The organism is Phycisphaeraceae bacterium (genome assembly GCA_019636555.1).
GTDB lineage: Bacteria > Planctomycetota > Phycisphaerae > Phycisphaerales > UBA1924 > JAFEBO01.
On record JAHBXH010000001.1, the window covers coordinates 1,709,178 to 1,728,494 of the forward strand.

20 protein-coding genes and 1 tRNA gene are annotated in these 19,317 nt (G+C 64.2%); 11 read left to right on the forward strand and 10 right to left on the reverse strand.

Translation table 11 applies throughout. From position 1 onward, the window contains the following. Positions 1-173 precede the first annotated feature (173 nt). From KF691_07095 to KF691_07130, 8 genes are all read left to right on the forward strand, one after another. The gene (locus KF691_07095; protein ID MBX3389208.1) at positions 174-416 is read left to right on the forward strand and encodes a helix-turn-helix domain-containing protein; all 243 of its coding nucleotides are present in this window, start codon (positions 174-176) and stop codon (positions 414-416) included. Beyond that, entirely contained in the window at positions 413-799 is a 387-nt protein-coding gene (locus KF691_07100; protein ID MBX3389209.1) for a hypothetical protein, read from the forward strand. Before KF691_07095 ends, KF691_07100 begins: the two co-directional genes overlap by 4 nt. Next, on the forward strand, positions 796-3,093 hold the full coding sequence (locus KF691_07105) for a bifunctional DNA primase/polymerase (protein ID MBX3389210.1): 2,298 nt from the start codon (positions 796-798) through the stop codon (positions 3,091-3,093). The genes KF691_07100 and KF691_07105 overlap by 4 nt, the downstream gene beginning before the upstream one ends. 507 nt (positions 3,094-3,600) lie before the next feature. After that, positions 3,601-4,236 (forward strand): hypothetical protein, encoded by a 636-nt coding sequence (locus KF691_07110; GenBank protein ID MBX3389211.1) that lies wholly within the window; start codon positions 3,601-3,603, stop codon positions 4,234-4,236. Between the two features lie 441 nt (positions 4,237-4,677). Then, on the forward strand, positions 4,678-5,421 hold the full coding sequence (locus KF691_07115; GenBank protein ID MBX3389212.1) for a hypothetical protein: 744 nt from the start codon (positions 4,678-4,680) through the stop codon (positions 5,419-5,421). Positions 5,422-5,423: 2 nt separating this feature from the next. After that, positions 5,424-6,005, forward strand: coding sequence for a hypothetical protein (locus tag KF691_07120; protein MBX3389213.1), 582 nt, complete (start codon positions 5,424-5,426; stop codon positions 6,003-6,005). After that, positions 6,002-6,424: a hypothetical protein gene (locus KF691_07125; protein ID MBX3389214.1), complete on the forward strand. Its 423-nt coding sequence runs from the start codon at positions 6,002-6,004 to the stop codon at positions 6,422-6,424. The genes KF691_07120 and KF691_07125 overlap by 4 nt, the downstream gene beginning before the upstream one ends. A 348-nt stretch (positions 6,425-6,772) precedes the next feature. Further along, positions 6,773-8,005: a DNA cytosine methyltransferase gene (locus KF691_07130; protein MBX3389215.1), complete on the forward strand. Its 1,233-nt coding sequence runs from the start codon at positions 6,773-6,775 to the stop codon at positions 8,003-8,005. On the opposite strand, the gene KF691_07135 is transcribed toward KF691_07130, so the two are convergent. Next, the gene (locus KF691_07135) at positions 7,956-8,738 is read right to left on the reverse strand and encodes an Eco29kI family restriction endonuclease (GenBank protein ID MBX3389216.1); all 783 of its coding nucleotides are present in this window, start codon (positions 8,736-8,738) and stop codon (positions 7,956-7,958) included. The two genes, KF691_07130 and KF691_07135, sit on opposite strands and share 50 nt — an antisense overlap. A 77-nt stretch (positions 8,739-8,815) precedes the next feature. Between KF691_07135 and vsr the strand changes: the two genes are divergently transcribed. Beyond that, the gene (gene vsr, locus KF691_07140; GenBank protein ID MBX3389217.1) at positions 8,816-9,217 is read left to right on the forward strand and encodes a DNA mismatch endonuclease Vsr; all 402 of its coding nucleotides are present in this window, start codon (positions 8,816-8,818) and stop codon (positions 9,215-9,217) included. On the opposite strand, the gene KF691_07145 is transcribed toward vsr, so the two are convergent. From KF691_07145 to rpe, 8 genes are all read right to left on the reverse strand, one after another. Then, entirely contained in the window at positions 9,178-9,567 is a 390-nt protein-coding gene (locus tag KF691_07145) for a hypothetical protein (GenBank protein MBX3389218.1), read from the reverse strand. The two genes, vsr and KF691_07145, sit on opposite strands and share 40 nt — an antisense overlap. Before the next feature lie 120 nt (positions 9,568-9,687). Further along, positions 9,688-9,761 (reverse strand) — tRNA-Asp (locus tag KF691_07150). Positions 9,762-9,892: 131 nt separating this feature from the next. Then, positions 9,893-10,105 carry a hypothetical protein gene (locus tag KF691_07155; protein ID MBX3389219.1) on the reverse strand — a complete coding sequence of 71 codons (213 nt, stop codon included), beginning with the start codon at positions 10,103-10,105 and terminating at the stop codon, positions 9,893-9,895. A gap of 42 nt (positions 10,106-10,147) precedes the next feature. After that, positions 10,148-11,005, reverse strand: a complete 858-nt coding sequence (locus KF691_07160) for a hypothetical protein (protein MBX3389220.1) — start codon at positions 11,003-11,005, stop codon at positions 10,148-10,150. 265 nt (positions 11,006-11,270) lie between these two features. Beyond that, positions 11,271-12,380: a HEAT repeat domain-containing protein gene (locus tag KF691_07165; GenBank protein ID MBX3389221.1), complete on the reverse strand. Its 1,110-nt coding sequence runs from the start codon at positions 12,378-12,380 to the stop codon at positions 11,271-11,273. Beyond that, positions 12,377-14,140 (reverse strand): apolipoprotein N-acyltransferase, encoded by a 1,764-nt coding sequence (gene lnt / locus KF691_07170; protein ID MBX3389222.1) that lies wholly within the window; start codon positions 14,138-14,140, stop codon positions 12,377-12,379. The genes KF691_07165 and lnt overlap by 4 nt, the downstream gene beginning before the upstream one ends. A 41-nt stretch (positions 14,141-14,181) precedes the next feature. Continuing rightward, positions 14,182-15,069 carry an acetyl-CoA carboxylase, carboxyltransferase subunit beta gene (gene accD / locus KF691_07175; GenBank protein MBX3389223.1) on the reverse strand — a complete coding sequence of 296 codons (888 nt, stop codon included), beginning with the start codon at positions 15,067-15,069 and terminating at the stop codon, positions 14,182-14,184. Positions 15,070-15,418: 349 nt separating this feature from the next. Next, complete coding sequence (gene rpe / locus KF691_07180) at positions 15,419-16,117, reverse strand: ribulose-phosphate 3-epimerase (GenBank protein ID MBX3389224.1); 699 nt, start codon at positions 16,115-16,117, stop codon at positions 15,419-15,421. 78 nt (positions 16,118-16,195) lie between these two features. Here rpe and KF691_07185 point away from each other — a divergent pair, with 78 nt between their 5' ends. Together KF691_07185 and KF691_07190 are read left to right on the forward strand one after the other, a co-directional pair. After that, on the forward strand, positions 16,196-17,638 hold the full coding sequence (locus KF691_07185; protein MBX3389225.1) for a UDPGP type 1 family protein: 1,443 nt from the start codon (positions 16,196-16,198) through the stop codon (positions 17,636-17,638). A 22-nt stretch (positions 17,639-17,660) separates the two neighbouring features. Beyond that, positions 17,661-18,530: a prolyl oligopeptidase family serine peptidase gene (locus KF691_07190; GenBank protein MBX3389226.1), complete on the forward strand. Its 870-nt coding sequence runs from the start codon at positions 17,661-17,663 to the stop codon at positions 18,528-18,530. On the opposite strand, the gene KF691_07195 is transcribed toward KF691_07190, so the two are convergent. After that, complete coding sequence (locus tag KF691_07195; protein ID MBX3389227.1) at positions 18,527-19,312, reverse strand: prepilin-type N-terminal cleavage/methylation domain-containing protein; 786 nt, start codon at positions 19,310-19,312, stop codon at positions 18,527-18,529. The two genes, KF691_07190 and KF691_07195, sit on opposite strands and share 4 nt — an antisense overlap. Between the last annotated feature and the right edge of the window lie 5 nt (positions 19,313-19,317).

Genomic DNA, 19,317 nt, shown 5'->3' on the forward strand with positions numbered 1-19,317 from the left:
GCTGTGTTGACGCTGGCGGAAGCCGCGTCGCTGGCCACGGTAAGTCTTCGCCACCTCATGGCGGAGCGTTCGTTGGGGCGCGGCCCCCGGTGCTACTCACTTGGCGCGAAGTGCGTTCGCACCACGCGCGCCGACGTTGAAGCGTGGATTCGCTCCCGCGCTGAGGTGGCCCGATGAGCACCGCCGCCGACTTGCCATTCTTGACCGTGAGTGAGGCTGCGCGTCTCACCCGCCTAAGCACCAAGAGCGTCTACCGCTTGATCGACTCGGGCCAGATTCCCGCGATCAAGGTTTCCGGCAGCATCCGAATCCCCGTCGCATGGCGCGATGCGCTCATGCGAGCGGCGGGTGAAGCCGTGGCCGCGTCTCTGGAGGCGGGTTCGCACCGCGCGGCGGAAGGGAGCGCCGGAGCGTGAACGTCGAACTCCGCCAAGCAATCTTGGGGTACGTCAACGAACATGACCACGTTACGTTCGCGGAACTCCAACGGGAGTTCGGCTCCCGGTTCAACATGCGCGGCGAAGTCGGACTCGCACCGGAGCGCCTCCCGACCCTCCTCTATTGGGTCGGCATGAGCCGCGAGTTCTGCGCCGCGGTCAATGACTTGACCGCGAAGCGCGGGCCGCTCGCCCTCGCGCTGTGCTCCCCGATGGTCTACATCCTTGACGGCGCGACACTCACGCTCCCCATCGCTACGAAAGCCCACCCGTACAAGTCGGATCACTGGTTGCCCGTGGTCATTCGTCCGCGTGCGAAGTACGAAGCGGAGGAACGGAAGGGACGGGCGAAGCGCGCATGAGTTACCTCGCGGACCCATCCCGGCCCCTCGCCCCGCTCCAGTTCGGCGCGGACGCCCCCGCTTCCATCGGTGAAGCAGCGCTCGGCTATCGCGCGATGGGGCTCCGGGAGGTGGCGCTGGAGCACCGCTCCAAGCAATCGGTGGGCAAGTGGGGCATCGCGCGCCCGCCCGAAGCGCTCGATTCGCTCTACAAGGCGGGCGCAAACGTCGGGATTGTGCTCGGCACGAACTCCCGCAACCTCGCGGACATTGATTGCGATTGGCCGGAGGTGGCGGCGCTCCTGGCCCGCTCCGCGACGCTCGCGGAGTGTCCGACGTTCGGACGCGAGAACCTCGCGGCTTCGCACTTCCTGTTTGTGTGCGAAGGCGAGCACCGAATCACGAAGTTCGGATTCACGAAGGATGAGGCGGCGGCGCTCGGGCTCCCCGCCGACGATAAAGCGATGGTAGCGGAGATTCGCGGGAGCGGTCACTACACCATGTTCCCGCCCTCCGTGCATCCCTCCGGGGTTCGCATCGCATGGAAGCGGCCCGGCGCGCCGCCCGTGCTCCGGCTCGCGGAGGTGGAGGCGATCATCGCCCGCGTTGCCGTGCTCGCGGTGTTCGTCCGCAAGTGGCCCCGAGTGGCGGGGAACCGGGATGAACTCGCCCTCGCCCTCACCGGCGCTTGCATCGGCGCGGGGATGAGCGATGATGCGGCGAACGAAGCGGTATCGCTTGTGGCGGAACTGGCCGGGGATGAGGAGCACGCGAAGCGCGGGACGAAGGCGAGCGCCACCCGTGAGAAGATGGAAGCGGGCGACCCTTGCACCGGGCTTACCCGCTTGTGCGAGTTGCTCGGCATCGCGTCCGTCGCGCCGAAGTTGGTGAAGTGGTGGACGTGGGGCAAGCCCAAGGCGAAGGCGAAGGGCGGGCGCGACGAAGACAACGTATCCGGGCGCGACGTGGGGCGGATGCTCCTGGCGGCGCGGGAACGTCGGCTCCTCCGCTATCAAGATGAATGGTTCGAGTACCGGGGAGGGTGCTACCGCCCCGTGGAAGACGGCGCGATCCGCCGAGAGGTGTACGCGACGATGGAACGGGAGGAACTCCCGACCCATGCGGCGGCGGTATCGAACGTGGTAGATGCGCTCGATTCGCTCGCCCTCGTGCCCAAGCATGAGCACACCCCGCCGAGTTGGTTGGATGGGCGCGCCGGCCCGAAGCCCGGTGAACTCGTGGCGCTCCCGAACGGGCTCCTCCACCTCCCGAGCGGTGAACTCCTCCCCGCCGATCCGGCACTCTTCACGCTGAACGCGCTGGACTATGCGTACAGCGCGAGCGCCCCGGCCCCCGAGCGGTGGCTTCGCTTCCTTGAAGCCTCATACGAACCCGATTGCATCCCCGTGATTCAAGAGTGGTTCGGGAACGGGCTCACGGACGACACCTCCCAACAGAAGATTCTCACGATCATCGGCCCACCGCGATCCGGCAAGGGGACCACGGTTCGGGTCTTCGCACGGGTCATCGGCCCGGCCAATGTCTGTTCGCCCCGCCTCTCGGCGCTCGGCGAGAACTTCGGGCTCGCCCCGCTCATCGGCAAGCGCTCCGCGATCCTCTCGGATATGCGGATGGGCAAGGGGACGGACGTTGCGGCGGTGGCCGAAGCGATGCTCCGCGTCTCCGGCGAAGACGACGTGAACATTCCCCGGAAGCACCGGGACGATTGGCAAGGGCGACTCCCCACGCGGTTCCTCATCCTCTCGAATGAGCCTCCGTCGATCACGGACCCGAGCGGCGCTCTCGCCTCCCGGTTCATCGTGCTTCAGATGAACACCTCATTCCTTGGGCGCGAGAACCCCGCCCTCACGGATGAACTCCTCACGGAACTCCCCGGCATCTTGAACTGGTCGATTGAGGGGTGGCGGCGCTTGGTGAAGCAAGGGCGCTACAGCGTGCCCGCGTCATCCGCCGAACTCGTGGACCACGTTCGGCGCGTCTCCTCCCCGATGGAGTCATTCATCGCGGATGAGTGCGAGTTCGCGCACGATGCAATGGAGAGCAAAGCGATGCTCCACGAGCGCTACCGCGATTGGTGCATCCGGGAGGGCGTGATGGCGCTCTCGCGTGAACTCTTCGCCAAGCAGTTCATCGCGGCCACGCTGGGCCGCGCCAAGCCCGGCAAGAGCCGCAAGGCGGGCGAGGGGAAGCAAGAGCCGGTGTTCTTCGGGGTGCGGCTCCAGACGCCGCTAATCGAAGACTACAGCCTCTACAACGGGAGCGGTGAGAGGGGAGGGACGCCCCGTGCGTTCTGACACGATGCCGATGCCGGGTGTGCCGGGTGAGCCGGGTTCCACCCATTGCGCTCTCTGTATACCTCTTCTCTCTTTTCCTCTCTTTGTGTTTGAGTTCGGCGCGTGTTGCAATGGACCGCACCCGGATCACCCGGATCACCCCTCACGCGGCGGCGGGCGGATCACCCCGGATCACCCCGCGTATCGCCCTCGCCGCCCCGATAACCCACGCGCACGCGAGAGCACCGGATTGCCTATCCGGTTGATGCGGGCTCGAACCGCCCTTGGCGTCTCAGGATCGGCCCTTCTCTCGGACCCGCCTAGCCGAGCCCGGCTAGTCCGTCATCCGGCCAGTCTGTTCGGTGTCCATAACCAAGGGCTGTTCGGGTTGATAACCGCGCTGCGTCAACCTGTGCGGCCTGGAGGGGATGAGGGGGTTGGGGAAAAAGAACCGGATATGCGGGCGGACCACCCCCTCCACCCCCATTGGTTTTTCCACGGCGGACGACGCGGAGGCTGTACGAACCCATGAGCACCACGAACCCCAACTCACCGCGGCGCGGACCGCTCACCGAGCGCGAGTTCAACGTCGCGTGCGAGGTGTACGCGAACACCGGCTCCAAACACGCGGCGATCCTCTCTATCTCTGGAGGCGCGACGGACGCGACGGGCCGACCCTCGCGGCGGCGCACCTTGGAGGATGCACTTCGCGCGAATCCCGAGTGGGCCGCGCGATGGGAGGAGGCGCGTTCCCTCGCGCTGGGCCGCGTGGAGCAAGCAATCGCCGCTGCCGCGTTCCGCATCGACACGCGCCCCATCTTCGACAAGTCGGGGAAGTTGCTGGGCGTTCAACAGGATTCCCGTCCGTCAAACGACATGCTGAAGTTCATGGCGAAAAAGTTGTCGCCCGAGTGGCGCGAGACGAAGCAACTTCAGATTGAAGGCACCATCGACCATTCGCACACTCGCGCCGATGGGTTCGGACTCTACCTCACGCCCGACGACGTGCTCCACTTGGACGGAGAAGACCGCGCGAAGTTCCTTGAACTCCTCACCCTCATTCGCAATCGCCGCACACCGGAGAATCCCAATGTCATCGACGAACCCGCCACGCGATCCATTCGACAACTTGATAGCCGGGGCGAAGTCCGCGATTCGGAATGAAGCCGAGTACGCGGCGCTCGCGGCCAAGGTGAAGGCGGGAACCGCCACGAACGCGGAGTGGTTGCGGTGGCGATTCTGGCCAAAGACGGAACTAGTCCAAGGCGGGTCCGTTTGCGTGGTGGCCGCTCGCCCGGTCACTACGGAGGAGTGGAAAGAGGTGGTGCGCCGCTCGCGTGGGCACACCGGCCCGCTCGTAGCGCCGGAGGAGCGCAAGAGCGAATGAACAGGGTTTGCGGCTCGCACCCCTCCGATTGGCGTTGGCAGGGTGCGGGCCATGCTGGGCGGTGAAGTGATGCGCACCGCTCGGCTTGCTCTCCGGCACGTTGCCGGAGTCACCGTGTCGGGATCGGCAGTTCCCGGCACGGCTTCAAGTCCCGATCCTTCGTTCCACGCGCGAGCGTGGGGAGCGGGCAGAGTCAGTAGACCGCACGAGTAGACGCCATGAGTACCGAACCCCCAATCGACACCAGCATAAGTATCTCCGCCGACCCCTCGGCAATCTCGGCGGTGCGGAGCCGCTTCGTCATCGGTGCGAACCCGACCGACGGCGCGGAGACGCTCCACCCTTCGTACACCGCCGCACTCGGGGCCGTCACCGTCGCGCACGAACGCGCCCGCGCGATGAGCGCCGCAGAAAGCGCGTTGAAGGAACAGCGCCACCACGATCCCGCCTCCCAACGTCGCCTCCGCGCGGGCGTGGAGCGTGCCTTGGGCGAATCACAGAAGGCAATCGGCGGCGCGATGGAGAGCATCGGCTCCGCTCGGGCCAAGGCGGTTGCGGGCATCGAAGCCGCTCTCCAAGTGGAGGAGCATCGCAACTCCCTTACCCATGCGGCGCGGGCGAGCGAAGTCCGCGCGGCTCTCCGCAACATGGGCCAGACGAAGGCGCTTGAGGCGCTCCGAGTCGCCATTCGGGACGGGCGGGTAGAGGCGGTGGCGAGCGCCTTGTCCGCCGATCCTCTCGCGGTGGGCTTGACGCCGAATGACGTGGAGGGCATCCGCATTGACGCAGAGCGGCGATTCGCGCCGGAACTCGTGACCGAGCGGGAATCGCTGGATTCCCTACGAACCCTTGTCGCCCGAGCCGGGGACGCGATCACCTCGCGTTTCCAATCGCTTGTCGGGCAAGGCGAAGACGGACGGAGCGAAGCGGCTCTCCGCGCTCTCGAAACGGAGGCGAAGTAACCATGAGCGATACGAACCCCAACACCCCGACCGTGGAGGAACTCACCGCCCAAGTTGCGGCGCTCCGCGAGTTCCGCGCCAGCGTCGCCAAAGGCTTCGGCTTGGGCGATGATGCCGACGATGCCGCGCTCCTGGCCCGCCTCACGGAGACGACGAACGAACGCGACTCCTCCCGCGCTGAAGTGTCGGCCATGAAGGTTGACTCGGCGCTCCGCGAAGCCTTCGCCAAGAGCGGGGCCACGATGGGCCACTACGAAGACTTCCGCAACCTCGCGGCGGAGCACTTCCACCTTGACCCGAAGACGGGCAAGGTGGTTACGAAGCCGGACGCGCCCACCCCGAACGTCGATCCGGCAACGTGGTGCGTGGTGGAACTCCGCCAGCGCCGCCCCGGATGGTGGCCGACTTCGCAGGGAGGCGGTTTGTCCGCCCGTGGAACTGGCTTCAGCGCCGCACGCGGCCCGAGCGATGATTGCTTCCGCCCCGGCCCATCCTTCAACTTCACGAAGCAACTTGCCTTTGAGGCGCAGCATGGCGCGGCGGCGGCGGACGCGGCGCGCCGGAAGTACGGCGGTGCGCGATGAGCGAAGCAAACCGCATACTCGCGCGTCAGACTTCCCGCGCGAACACCATCGCAAGCGCCGTGGCCTCCAGCCTCCACCGGAATGCAGTCCGCCGAGTCTGCGCCGTCGTCACCGATGCCGGTGGGCACTTCAACGGGTTGACCGCTCGCACCGCTCGGCTAAAGGTGCGATCCGTCTTCAAGGAAGACCCAATCCGCCACGTCATCCAGTATCACGCGACCCTCGCGGCGCGTGAGTGGCGGGGACCGGCGGACGAAGCGCTCCGGCTCGCCACCATCCGCGCCGTCCGAGCAATCGGCCCCCTACTGGGCGATATGGCGTATCTCTCCGCCGTTCGCTTGCTTGTGGAGTTGGCGGGCACCCACCCCGAAGCGCTATCCCCGGAGGTGGCGGAGCATGTACGAAAGCGGGTGGGATGATGGGCCGCCGTCGCCATGATTCGACCATCGTTTGCCCCCTCCTCCGCATCGACGAAGCGGCGGCGCGGCTCGGGTGCGAACCCTCCGCACTCTGGGCGTTGCTCCACAAGGGCCAACTCCCCGCCGTGGTCCGGCTGGATCGGTACTTCCTCCAAGAGAAGCGGCTTGAGGAGGTGCTAGAGGTGTTGACGCGGCCCCCGAATCCGAGCCGGGCTCGGGCGGGGTCCGAACCCCCAGCCAATCGACAGCCCCACCCCTTGGGCTAACAGATTCCTCCACCCCAAGCGCCGCGGTGCTCCACCGCTCCGGGTACAATGCTCCCGACACCCTGTCGGGAGCACGGAGCGCATGAAGTCTATTGAACTCTTCGCCGGAGCGGGCGGGCTGGCAATCGCCACCGCCAACGCGGGCTTTGACCACGAAGCGGTATTGGAGTGGAACGAGAACGCCTGCGCCACGATCCGCCGGAACAAGGCGGCGGGTGTGCCGCACGTCCGTGATTGGGAAGTGGTGCAAGGCGACGTGTCGGAGTACGACTTCAAGCGGCACGCGGGATCGGTGGAGTTCGTTTCGGGTGGGCCACCGTGCCAGCCCTTCAGCGTCGGCGGGAAGCATCGGGGCGTGGACGATGCGCGCAACATGTTCCCGCACGCGGTTCGTGCGGTGCGCGAGATTCAGCCCAAAGCCTTCCTCTTCGAGAACGTGAAGGGACTTCTCCGCAAGTCGTTCGCCAACTACTACGCCTACATCATTCACCAACTCACCTACCCGGAGATTGTCCGAAGAGGCGATGAGGAGTGGACCGACCACCACGCGCGGCTAGAGCGAGCGATCACGAGCGGGAAGGCGAAGGGACTTCGCTACAACGTGGTCTATCAACTCCTCAACTCCGCCGACTACGGAGTACCCCAGCGCCGAGAGCGCGTGCTCATCGTGGGCATTCGCGCCGACCTGGGCGTGAGGTTCTCTTTCCCCACGCCGACGCACGAAGAGGATGCGCTTGTCTTCGATCAATGGGTAACGGGTTCGTACTGGGAGCGCCACAAGGTGGCGAAGAAAGACCGCCCCAAGATGCCTCCGCGTCTGCGCCCGAAAGTGGAGAGGCTCTCGGCTCTCTGGTCATCGGCGATGCTACAACCGTGGCGCACCGTGCGCGATGCAATCTCCGACTTGCCGCGCATCGCTCCCGGCCAGACGTGCGAGAAGTTCCCCAATCACTTCCTCAATCCGGGTGCTCGCGCATATGCGGGGCACAACGGAAGCCCGATGGACGAACCCGCGAAGACGCTCAAAGCCGGGGACCACGGCGTACCGGGCGGGGAGAACATGCTCCGGCTCGCCGATGGAAGCGTGCGGTACTTCTCCGTCCGCGAGTGCGCCCGGCTCCAGACGTTCCCCGATGAGTGGGTGCTAGAAGGCTCGTGGACCGAATCCATGCGGCAACTCGGGAACGCGGTTCCGGTGCGCATGGCGGAGGTGGTGGCGACGGACCTTCGCCGCGCCGTACAACGTGGGGACGAAGTTATGACCGTCATTCGCGCGGCGGGTGTTCGTGGTAGTAGGCGAGTATCTCGGCGATGATCTCATCCGGAGACTTCGGATTGGGCTTGTTTGCCTTGTCCGTCGCCCACTTCCGGCCTGGGTGGAGCGTGTCCCACTCGGAGCGAGTGTTCTTTCGGGTGTCCGCCGCGTCGCCGTGCTTGCCGAAGCCCGTGCAGATTGGTTGATTCCATATTGGTCCAAAGTGCGCGAGGAGGTAATCCTCTGCCGCCTTTTGCCAACCGCTCGTGACCACGAGATAGCGGCACTCAAAGTCTGCGATTCGCAGATTCTCCGTCGCATTGATGCTCTTGGCGTGGTCCCGGAGCCGACCGGCCAACTTCGGGCCTTGCTCCTCCGGGCTTCCCGCGTGGGTATCCGCAGGGTCCGCCTTGCCGACGTAGATCGGTGCTTCTGTTCCACAGATCGGCGCGTACGCGGGATGATCGCCCTTGTAGTAGAGCGCGTAGACCCCGGAGCCGTAGAAGCCGGGCACCTCGCCCAAAGGGTTGCGAGGTTGCTTCAACATGGTTTCCCCGACCATCCGCCCGACCACCTCCGGATGGTTCGGGTCAAAGATGAGCGGAGGTTGGCGGATTGTGTCGATCCCTTGGGCCAGTTCGCTCAGGCGCTCGATTGCCTCCCGAATCTCATCCGCGAGCCGCTTTGCCCGGCGCGACGACAAGCCTTCCCGGCTCAACTCCCCCTCCGGGATGCACGCGAGCAGTTCGCGCAGAGCGGCGTCCAAGCGTTTGTAGTCGATCGGCTCTGCCATGAGCGCTCCGGGAATCTGTAGGGGATAATCGGCTAAGCACGATGGACACCCTGAATCCCCAACAAAGATCGGAGCGCATGGCCCGCGTGAAGGGCCGAAACACCGGGCCGGAGCGGTTGGTAGCCGACGTGCTCCGCTCCCTCCGCTTCCGCTCCGTCTCCCATCCAGCCGACGTGCCCGGCAAGCCGGACTTCGTATTCCGCTCGCGGCGAGCCGTGGTATTCGTTCACGGATGCTTCTGGCACCGGCACCGTTGCCCCAATGGACAACGCGCGCCGAAGTCCCGGCTCGACTTCTGGCTCCCAAAGTTGGACGGCAACCGGCTACGCGACACCCGCACGCGACGGAGGCTCCGCCGCGAAGGGTGGCGTGTGCTCGTGGTGTGGGAGTGCCAGACGCGGGACGTGGAGCGGCTCCGGGCGCGGCTCGCTCGCTTCCTTCAAGGGGACTTGGCCGGGAGGGTGTCTTCCAAGCGTTGACGCCGCGCCCACGTCTTCAAGCCGGTACGGGATTCGAGCCCGCGCGCTTCGTGCTCCGCTTCGTACTCATCGGGCCACCCGCGCCCGTGCTCCGGGTCCGCGAGCATGACCGTTCCCTCCTCATCCTGAATCACCCAATACTCGGTCGGGTCATCGCGGAGGAGGATGCTTGTGGTGGGCGTGCCCGCGTCGAAAGCCTCATCGTCCGCGTACTCGGCCACCGCGTCATCGGAGAAGACGACAATGGACCCGTCCGGGCGACGGAGCGCGACGACGTAGATACCGCCGCCGCTCTGCCACTCCTCCCCACCTACCGCCTTGGCTATCGCCTTCGCTTGGGCTTTGTCCATGCCAAGAGTGTACGGTCAGATTCCGGGAGTGCGAAGAATCTTCGCGGCACGTCCGAGAGCGCGTGACCTAGCCGGAACCTAGCCGAAAAGAAAACGGCCCCATAAAAGGGCCTTTCTAAGCGAGGCGGACGGGACTCGAACCCGCAACCACCGGATCGACAGTCCGGTACTCTAACCAATTGAGCTACCGCCCCGAATTGTCTTCCGATCCTCGGGCCGCGAGGCCTTTGGAGCGGGAGGAACGATACGCGTCAGCCCCGAAAGTTCAAGTGGCCGGCGACGGATCGAAGAAACAGACCAAAACAAAGTGAAAATCACGCTGTCGTCAGACGCGGGCCTTTTCGGGCAGAGTGATGTTGCCCTTCTCCTGCATCTCGAACGGGTTTCCGTTCTTGCCGACTTTGGATGCGGCCATCCACATCACGCCGCAGGCGACGGCGAGCGCGACGACCGCGAGAAAAGCGAGCACCGTGAAGACATCGAGCGACGACCCGCGCCTCGCCCGACCACCCGGCATCTGCATTCCGAATTGAGACATGTGAATTCCTCGCGCGTTTGCGCGGCTCGTGCCGAGGGATGTTTACTGGAGACGCGTGGTGACCGAATCGCCGTTCTGCACCGAGACGTCGCGGTTCAGCGCGTCCACGCGGCCGATGGCGAAACGCATGTCCGTCTTGAGGATGACGAGATTGGCGACAAACTTGTTGCCGCGGCTGATGAACAGCTTCTGGTTCTCGCGGATGCGGTCGTTGCTCCCGAGATTGATCTTGACGAGCGTCGATCCGGTCGAGGGATCGGTGGTCACGTTCTCGATCGAGCCGGTGACCGGGATGCCGGTGTCAACGAAAGGTTCTTTGGACGAGACGCCGAAGACGCCCATCGACGAGCCGCCCTCGCGAGCGAGGCGGGCTTCTTCGAGCTGCTCGCGGAGAGCACGCACGCTCTGGGTCAGCACTTCGTTCTGGCTTTCGAGATCGCTGATGCGGTCATCCGACTGCACTGCCTGTTCGCGGAAGCGGAGTTCGTTCTTGCGGAGGGCAGTGACTTCATCGCGGTAGCCGGTCAAGAGCGTGGCCTGGGTTTTGACGGTCTCGCCGAGTTCGGCGATCTTGAGGGTGATGGCCTGGAAATCCTGTTCGGCCTTGGCCTTGGCGCGGGTGAGTTCGGCGTTGACACGCTCGAGCTCACGAGCGCGTGCTTCGCGATCGGTGAGCTGCGAATTGAGGGCTTCGCGCTCCTTGTCCCACGCCACCTTCGCGGCGCTCGCCTGCGCCGTGTAGTCGGCCAGCTGCCCCTTCGCCGCCAGGCTCTGCGACACCTGGTTGTCGCGATCCTGCAGTATCTGATCGGTGTTGAAGGAATACGAGATCACCAGCGCTGAGAGAAACAGGCTGAGGACCGCGGCAATGATGACAAGCACTTTCGTTAGGGTCGCCACGCGAGGCTCCTGAAGTCTGCCGAGCCGAATGCGTCCGCATTCCCGGCCGGCGAGGGGTCGAATCATTCGAGCCTACTCAGGCCCGATCAACCAAACGCCCCCCATCCATTTGACACGAATTCGATCGGGTTGCCAACTCGGGGGCACTCCGCCGCATGCAGTCTATCCGACAGGCGCCGCCGACCTGTTCCCGCCGATCCGCCAGCCGGGTTGAACTGCGTGCATCTTGTACCGGGCCGGGAGAGGCCTGTCAAACCGAGGCGTTCTACGGAAGCTTCTGTCCGGTGAGCCGAGCGTGTGCCCGAATGACTGAAGATGCCGCCACGACCCGGACCATCGGCGAAGGGTCGTTCATCATCGTTTCGAGCATCGCGAAGTGTTCGGGCTGGGCGGTGTAGCCGTAGACCGAAGCCGCTTGCTGGCGAATGGTCGGATTCGGGTCTTTCGCGTATTCGTCGGCCAGGAAACTGCCGCGGTCGAGCCCGAGTTTGGCGATCGCGGTCGCGCAGGCGAGCCGGAACTCCGGCGGCATCGGATTGCCCCTTGCGTCGCGATATTCAGAGAGATAGATCAATTGATCCATCGAGCGATTGTCTTTGACTTCACCGATGATCTGGACAGCCAGCACGGCCAACTCGAAGTCCTCCGGCCTTGCCGGGAAGAGTGCCGCGCGTATTCCCTCGATCGGTTCGTTGTCTCCGAGTTTCACGCGTGCTTCGCCGCACTGGAGTTGGAAAATCTGGACTTCGAGTGGACGGGAACGAGCGATGTTTTCGACCGCCGCGGCACGCAGCATGGCGATGGCCGAGCGATTGCCGATCTCTCCAATCACCCACGCGGCTTGGCTGCGGACCTGGAGCGGTTCCGAACCGGTGAGGTAACCAGCGAGAGGCGTGGGGTCAATCGGCCGGCCCAATTTGTTGAGCCCGTAGATTGCCGAAATGCGAACGAACGGAGACGGATCGTTTGTGAGCGAGTGGATCTTGGCTGCCGCGGGCTGGTATCGCGCTCGTCCGGCCCCGATTGAAGCCATCGCTCTTACACCCGGCGTCGGGTCTTCCAGACCCTTCAAGAGCGTGTCACCCAACCGGTTCGGAACAAGCGATGCGCCGTCGCACGCGTAACCCCGGACCTGACCGTCGGGGCTGTTTCCCGACTCCTCGATCAGTTGCAGGGCCCGCTCACGGATCTGCGAGATTTTGATCGCGCTCGGGGCCGCCGCCTTGGGAGTGGCGGTCGCGACAGAGTTGGTCGCAGGGGGCTTGGCGGGCGGGGGTTCGGCCGGGGTTGTCGACTTCGCAGCCTGATGGGAAGAGCAGCCTTGGGCAGCGGCAAGCAGGGCGAGGCCAAGGGTGGCGAAAATGCGGTTTCTCAAGAGGAACCTCCGGTCGGCAGGCTGCTACCGGTTGCAGCCACCGAATTGTTCGGCGTTCGGCGCCGGAATGCGAGAATCAGCAGGGTTCCGAGAGCGAGCGGGAAGACCCAGCAGAAATCGCCATACTCGCGGAAGAATGTGGTGCCGCGGAAGAGGGCGACATTGTCGACCAGAACGCCTGCGACCCGTGAAGAGCGGCCTTCAACATTGATGAGCCGGTTGCCGTTTTCCCGCCCGTACTCGGTGACCGACGAGATACCGGTATTGGCCGCCCGGACGACGGCGACGCCGAGTTCGAGGGAGCGCCACCTTGCCGCCATCTGGTGTTCGACGCGGGCCGGGTCAAATGAGCCGAACCAGCCGTCGTTGGTGACGTTGGCGATGAGTACTCTCGCGCGACCCTGAGCGGCACGGTTGACGAGTTTGCGGCAGAGGCTGGATTCGGTGATCTCGAAGCAGATGGGAGTGACGACGCGGACGACTTCGGGCCGCTTCGAATCGGGGCTGGGTGTCGTCGGGGAGAACTCGAAGCCACCGATGCGGTCGGTGCTGCCTCGGTCGAGATCGAAACTCATGCCGGACGCGCCGATTGAGAGCAAACTCTTTTGGAGCCAAGGCCACGACGAGATGTAGGGCATGGTCTCGCCGAAAGGCGTGAGCCGGATCTTGTCGTAGCGGAGCGGATCGACCCTTCCGTCTTTGAGGAGGAACACGCTGTTGAAGCGGTGATCCGAGATGAAGTGCGAGTCTTGTTTGTCGGGATCTGGAACGAGGCGCAAGCGATCGGTGCCGATCGCACCGACAAGCATGGGGATGCCCAATTCTTTTTGAAACTGCAGCAGCGAATTCGCAAAGGAGACGATTCGCTTTCCCGTGACACGACCGTTGGTGTCGACATCCTCGAAGGGCTCGAGAAACGTGCCCGGGAACATCGTCTCGGGCCAGAGGATGAGCGCGGGGTTCTGGGCGGCGGCGTCGCGCGTCAACTGCAGGAAACGCGGGAAGTCTTCTTGTCGCTGCTCGAACGTCCACGCGACTTTGTTGTCCTGGGGCAGATTGGTCTGCACGATACCGACGCGGATTTCGGGCTGGGCCACCGCCAGCGCCGGGTTGCGTGTCGCGAGGTTGGTTGCGCCGAAGTAGATGGCGACGATCGCGGCGCAGAGCGCGAGCCGCGCCGGTCCCATGCCTCGTATGCGGAATCGTGTTGGGCGTGCGTCGCGTGGGGGAATGGGGACCAGGAAGTCGAAGACGATGCCAACCATTGAAGCGAGAAGCGCGCCGACTCCGTACGCGCCGATCACCGAACCGCAGAGCGACAGAGCCGGCGCATCGATCAGCGGGTGCGAAATCAAGAACCATGAATACCCGTCCCAGACGAGTTCGCCCCGCAACCACTCGAGCCCGGTCCACGCGATCGGAATGAGCAAACTGAGCGGCATACGCGGGAAGCTGCGCCGCAATACATTGAGCAGATAGACAAACAGCCCGGGATAGATCGACAAGTACATGACGAGCGGGAAGTAGCCCGCCGTCGAGATCTCGATGACCCATTGCTGCTGGTACCAATAGAAGGCCGACGCGCCGAGCGACGCGGCAATGGCATCTTTCCAATTCACGCGCGTCGGGCGCAGCGCAAGCCACACTAGCGGCGCGATGGCGACCAACGTGAACGGCCAGAGTCCGATCGGCGGGAACGCCAACAGGAGCAGGAGTGCGTGCGCAAGGCCCGCAAGCAGGGGCAGAAGAAGCCGCTTCACGGGTCGATCCTTGACCGCTCCAGGGCGAAGAGCAGGGCGAATTAGCGACCGGAGTAGTCGATGAGGCGAGCCAGTTCGGTTCGGAGGTTGGCTCGAGGCACAACGCGATCAACCAAGCCCGCCTTCAACAGGAATTCAGATCGCTGGAAGCCTTCGGGCAATTCCTGGCGGATGGTCTGCTGGATCACGCGCGGTCCGGCGAAGCCGATGAGCGCCTTGGGCTCGGCGAGGATCACATCGCCCAGCATGGCAAAGCTGGCCGTGACGCCGCCGGTGGTGGGGTCGGTGAGGACGCTGATGAAGACGCCTCCGGCATCGTCGAGCCGGGCGAGAGCGGCGCTCGTTTTGGCCATCTGCATGAGGCTGAGGCCGGCTTCCTGCATTCTGGCGCCACCCGAGCAACTCACGATGATCACAGGCAAGCCGGCGTATCCGGTGGCCTTGTTCGGCGTCGCGGCTTCGATCGCGCGGGTGATTGTTTCGCCGACGACCGAACCCATCGAACCCATCATGAAGGTGAGGTCGAGGCACACGAGCATCGCTTCGCGACCCTTGATGAAGCACTTGCCCGCCCGGATTGCGTCGATCTGGCCGGTCTTGACCTGTTCGGCGACCAGGCGCTCGCGATAGGACTTGAGATCGCGGAACTTGAGGGGGTCGGCGGGCTGGAGATTGGTGAACATCTCCTGAAACGTGTCCGGATCGGCAAGCTGCAAGACGCGTTCGGCCGCCCCAATTCGGAAGTGGTGGGTGCACTCTGGGCAGACGTTCAGGTTGGCTTCGAGGTGCCTCCGGTAGACCATTTTCGCGCAGGAGGGGCACCGGAGCCAAAGGCCCTCGGGGATCGAAGCACGGCGCGCGGGACGAACCTCGCTCCAACTCCGCGGGGGTGGCGAGGCGGGTCTGGTCGAACTGGCTGTCTTGGTCATGGGATAGCAATTCCTTCGGTTTGCCCCTCGCGGACTTGCAAGTGAGCACTTGCTGGAGACAACCCCGATCCGATGGACGGATCCGGATTGACCCTTGCCCGTTCGAAGCAATCGACCTTGCGTGGCTACTCGCACATCCGTGCGATCAGCAGCAAGCAACGCCCTCCGCGTCACCCGAAGCCTTCCGAACGGAAGACTCCCGCGCTCCGGCCCGTCCGTCGACTCCTGCCGACGACCCACACAGGCCGGTTGTTCGAGGCCAACTTTAGCCTAATTCGGTTCAGGGCGTGCAAAGACTGGATCGGTTTATGTTCGGTAACGGTGGGAAACCTGTCGGATGGAAGCTGGTTCAAGCGCCCCGCATGGCGCGGATGACTTCGGGCCGTTTTGGGGACGGCTGGCCGAAGATCGCGCTCGCCGAGACCAGCGCGTCGATCCCCGCCTCGCGGCAGGCACCGGCGGTTTTGGGTGAGACGCCGCCGTCGACTTCGAGCCGCTGATCGGGTCGCAGCAGCGGCTTGAGTTGGCGGGCTTTTTCCAGAACTTCCGGCATGAACGCCTGACCGGAGAAACCGGGGTTCACCGACATGACCAGCAGCACATCGAAGGCGCCGGTAACATCGATCATCGGGGCAACATCGGTGGGCGGGTTGACTGCCAGCCCCGCCAGCGCGCCTCCCTTGTGAATGCGGTCCGCCAGCTTTTCTGCCTCTGCGCCGCGGTGAACTTCCACGTGAAATGTGAGATTCGTGGCGCCCGCTTCGATGAACGGATCGACGAAGCGTTCGGGTTCTTCCACCATGAGGTGAACATCGAGCGCGGCCTTTGGAAAGTAATGCCTCATCCAGCGGCACATGTCAGGGCCCATGGTCAGATTCGGAACAAAGCGACCGTCCATGACGTCGAGGTGCAGGTAGTCGGCGCCGCTCTCGAGCAAGGGACGGCAATCCGCTTCCATCCGACCGAAATCGCCGGAAAGTATGGAAGGCCCGATCAGGGGCAGGTGAGCGGGCGATTTGAATACCTGATGTGCGGGCGTCGGGGCCATCGGACCACTGTACACGCGCACGACTCGGGCATCGCGCGATAGCATGCCCTTCCCCGATCGCGCGGGAAGGAGAGCACGATGGCCGGCTATCAAGAGACATTCGATCGCCTGAAGCGGGTGGGTCAGGATCACCTGCTCCGGTTTTTTCCGGCGCTCGACGAGAAGCAGAAGATGGCGCTTCTCAGTCAGATCGAATCGCTCGATTTGGAAACGCTTCCCTCATTGATCGAGCGATACGTGCGGAATCCGGTCAAGCATTCGCCCCCGTCCGGGATGCTCCCGGTGGATGCATATCCGAACAACCCGCGCTCTGACAAAAAGCCATGGGATCGGGACAAGTACCATCGAATCGGCGAGGAGCTCCTGCGAGCGGGCAAGGTCGCGGCGTTCATGGTCGCGGGAGGACAGGGAAGCAGGCTCGGCTATGACGGACCCAAGGGTTGCTTCCGCGCCGGCGAAGTGAGCCGGCGCTCGTTGTTTGAGTTTTTCGGTCTCGGGATCCGGCGCGCGCAGCAGCAATTCGGTCGCCCTGTCCCGTGGTACATCATGACGAGCGCACAGAATCACGCGAGCACGCAGGCCTATTTCAGTGAGCACCGCTCGTTCGGGCTCGATCCGGCGAACATCATGTTCTTTCAGCAGGGCATGCTCCCTTCGTTCGACATCAAGACGGGCAAGATTTTGCTCGCGCATCAGGACGAAGTCGCCACGAATCCGGACGGGCACGGCGGTTCGATCGCGGCGCTCGAGCGCAGCGGCGCGATCAGCGACATGAAACGCCGCGGCATCGAGCATCTTTCCTATTTCCAGGTGGATAATCCGATCGTCCGCACGCTCGATCCGGTCTTTCTCGGCTTGCACGCCAGCGCGCCCGATTCCTCGGGCGAGATGTCGAGCAAGATGATCCCGAAGACCGATCCGGCCGAGAAAGTCGGAGTCTTTGCAACTGTTGAGAAAAACGGTCGGCGCGTGGTGGAGGTGATCGAGTACTCCGATTTCCCCGCCGCGCTCGCGCAGGAAAAACTCGCGGACGGTTCACTCCGATTCAACGCCGGCTCGATCGCGGTGCACGTGCTGGGCGTCGCGTTCCTCGAAAAACTCGCGAGCGATCCGAACTTCGAGCTTCCGTTCCATCGCGCCGAGAAAAAAGTGCCTTGCATCGATCTCGAAACCGGCGAAGAAGTCCAGCCGACTTCCAGCAACGGGGTCAAACTCGAGAAGTTCATCTTTGATGCGGTCCCGCTCTGCCGCGCATCCATCGTGCTCGAAACCGACCGCATCGAGGAGTTTGCGCCGATCAAGAACGCCTCCGGGGTGGACAGCGCGGAATCGAGCGCGCGGATCCAAACGCTTCGCGCCGCGCGCTGGCTCGAAGCGGCGGGGGTGAAGGTGCCAAAGAAGTCCGACGGCTCGCCCGATTGCGTGCTCGAAGTCGATCCGCTGCACGGGGCCGAGCCCGCCGATCTTCGCGACCGCGCCAAGAGTCTGAATATCCAGCCGGGCGAGCGGCGGGTCATTTAGCCATCGTCTAGGCTTGTTGTTCGTGAAAACCACGCCGCCAGAACGCTTCAAGCAATTCCCGCGCGATCTCGCTTCGGCAGCGAGAGTCGATCGGCTCGGCCCCGACGTGCCCGCGGTGCTCGCGCACCCGGATTGGAAGTCGCCGGCGCCTCTAGTGCTGTGGATGCACGGTCGGACGGCGAACAAAGAGCTTGACCCGGGGCGCTTTCTCCGCTGGATTCGCGCCGGGATCGCGGCGTGCTCGATCGATTTGCCCGGCCACGGGGAGCGACCCGCCGCCGGCGCACACGAACCCGATTCGAGCTTGCGGGTCATCGCGCAGGCGGTTTCGGAGATCGATGGCGTCGTCGAGTCTCTCGCCGACGCGAGGTTCGGAGGCGTTTTCGATCTCGACCGCATCGCGATCGGCGGCATGTCGATGGGCGGGATCGTCACGCTGAGACGGCTCTGCGATCCGAACTCGTTTGTGTGCGCCGCGGTCGAGGGGACGACCGGCTGGCTCGAAGGCTTGTATTTTCCGGAAGATCGCGGTGCGCCCGCCGAGACAAACCCTCGCTGGGTGGCGCGCCACGACCGCGATGCGGTCGCGCGGGTGAGTGCCGCGGCACATCTTGACGGTTTTCGTCCGCTCCCCCTGCTGATGCTTCACTCCCAGGCCGACAAGATGATGCCGTTTGTGGTGGCCAAGGGATTCATCGAGCGTCTCCGTGCGCACTATGCGAAAGCGGGAGCGGACCCGTCGATCATCGAGGTGAATTCGTGGCCGAGTACGGGTGCGCCCGAAGAGCACATCGGCTTCGGCCGATTCAGCAACGACGCGAAGAATCTGCAGACCGCGTTTTTTGCGAAACATCTGCGTGCGGTGGCGCCGATCGCGACAGACAGCGACTAATAGTCCTGACCCTTGATGCCGTTCTTTGTCGAATGCAACTTGACGTTGCGATTCTCGCGCATGATGTTCGGAACGCTTTCCTTCGCCTGGACCGGGTCCTTCGCGTCGCCGTGGCCATCGGCGAACACCATCGGCGCCGGCGCGTCGTAGTGCGAGTCGACGATTGCCGGGCGCTTGGTGTAGTACGCGACGTGCGCATCGAACAGCATCACCTTGCTCGACGGGCTCAGCACGTCTTCGGGCTTCACCGGAGCGATCATCTTCGGATCGTCTTTCGGGTTCTCGCCGAACAGCTCGGGCTTCGCGATGAACGCATTGGACAGACGCAAGGAGATCTGCTCGCGTGCCTCGAGATCATCGTTCTGCGGAAGCTGCTGAGGCAGTCCCGGCGAGACCCAAATCGGGTAGTTCTGCTCGGGATCGACAAATCGCGAAACGGGACCTGCCCACATCCACTCCATCTCGAACGGATCGCTCGTGATGATCATCGCATTTGGATTGATCCATTGCGTGCCGATCATTCCTTCCGGGACCGGCACCGGGCCGCGCGGGCCTTGGATCGGAGCGCCGGGCTGAATGAACGGGTAGGTGCGATACTGACCCGCGTACTGCGAAAACGTCATGCCGACCGAACGCACATTCGCGAGTCCCTTGGTCTGGCGCGCCAGCAGCCGGGCCTTTGCGAGCGCCGGGAGCGAGAGCGAAATAAGTAGCCCGATGATCCCGATCGCGATCAGCAATTCGATCAGTGAAAACGCGCGGGTTTTCCGAGGAGTCTTCATGTGTG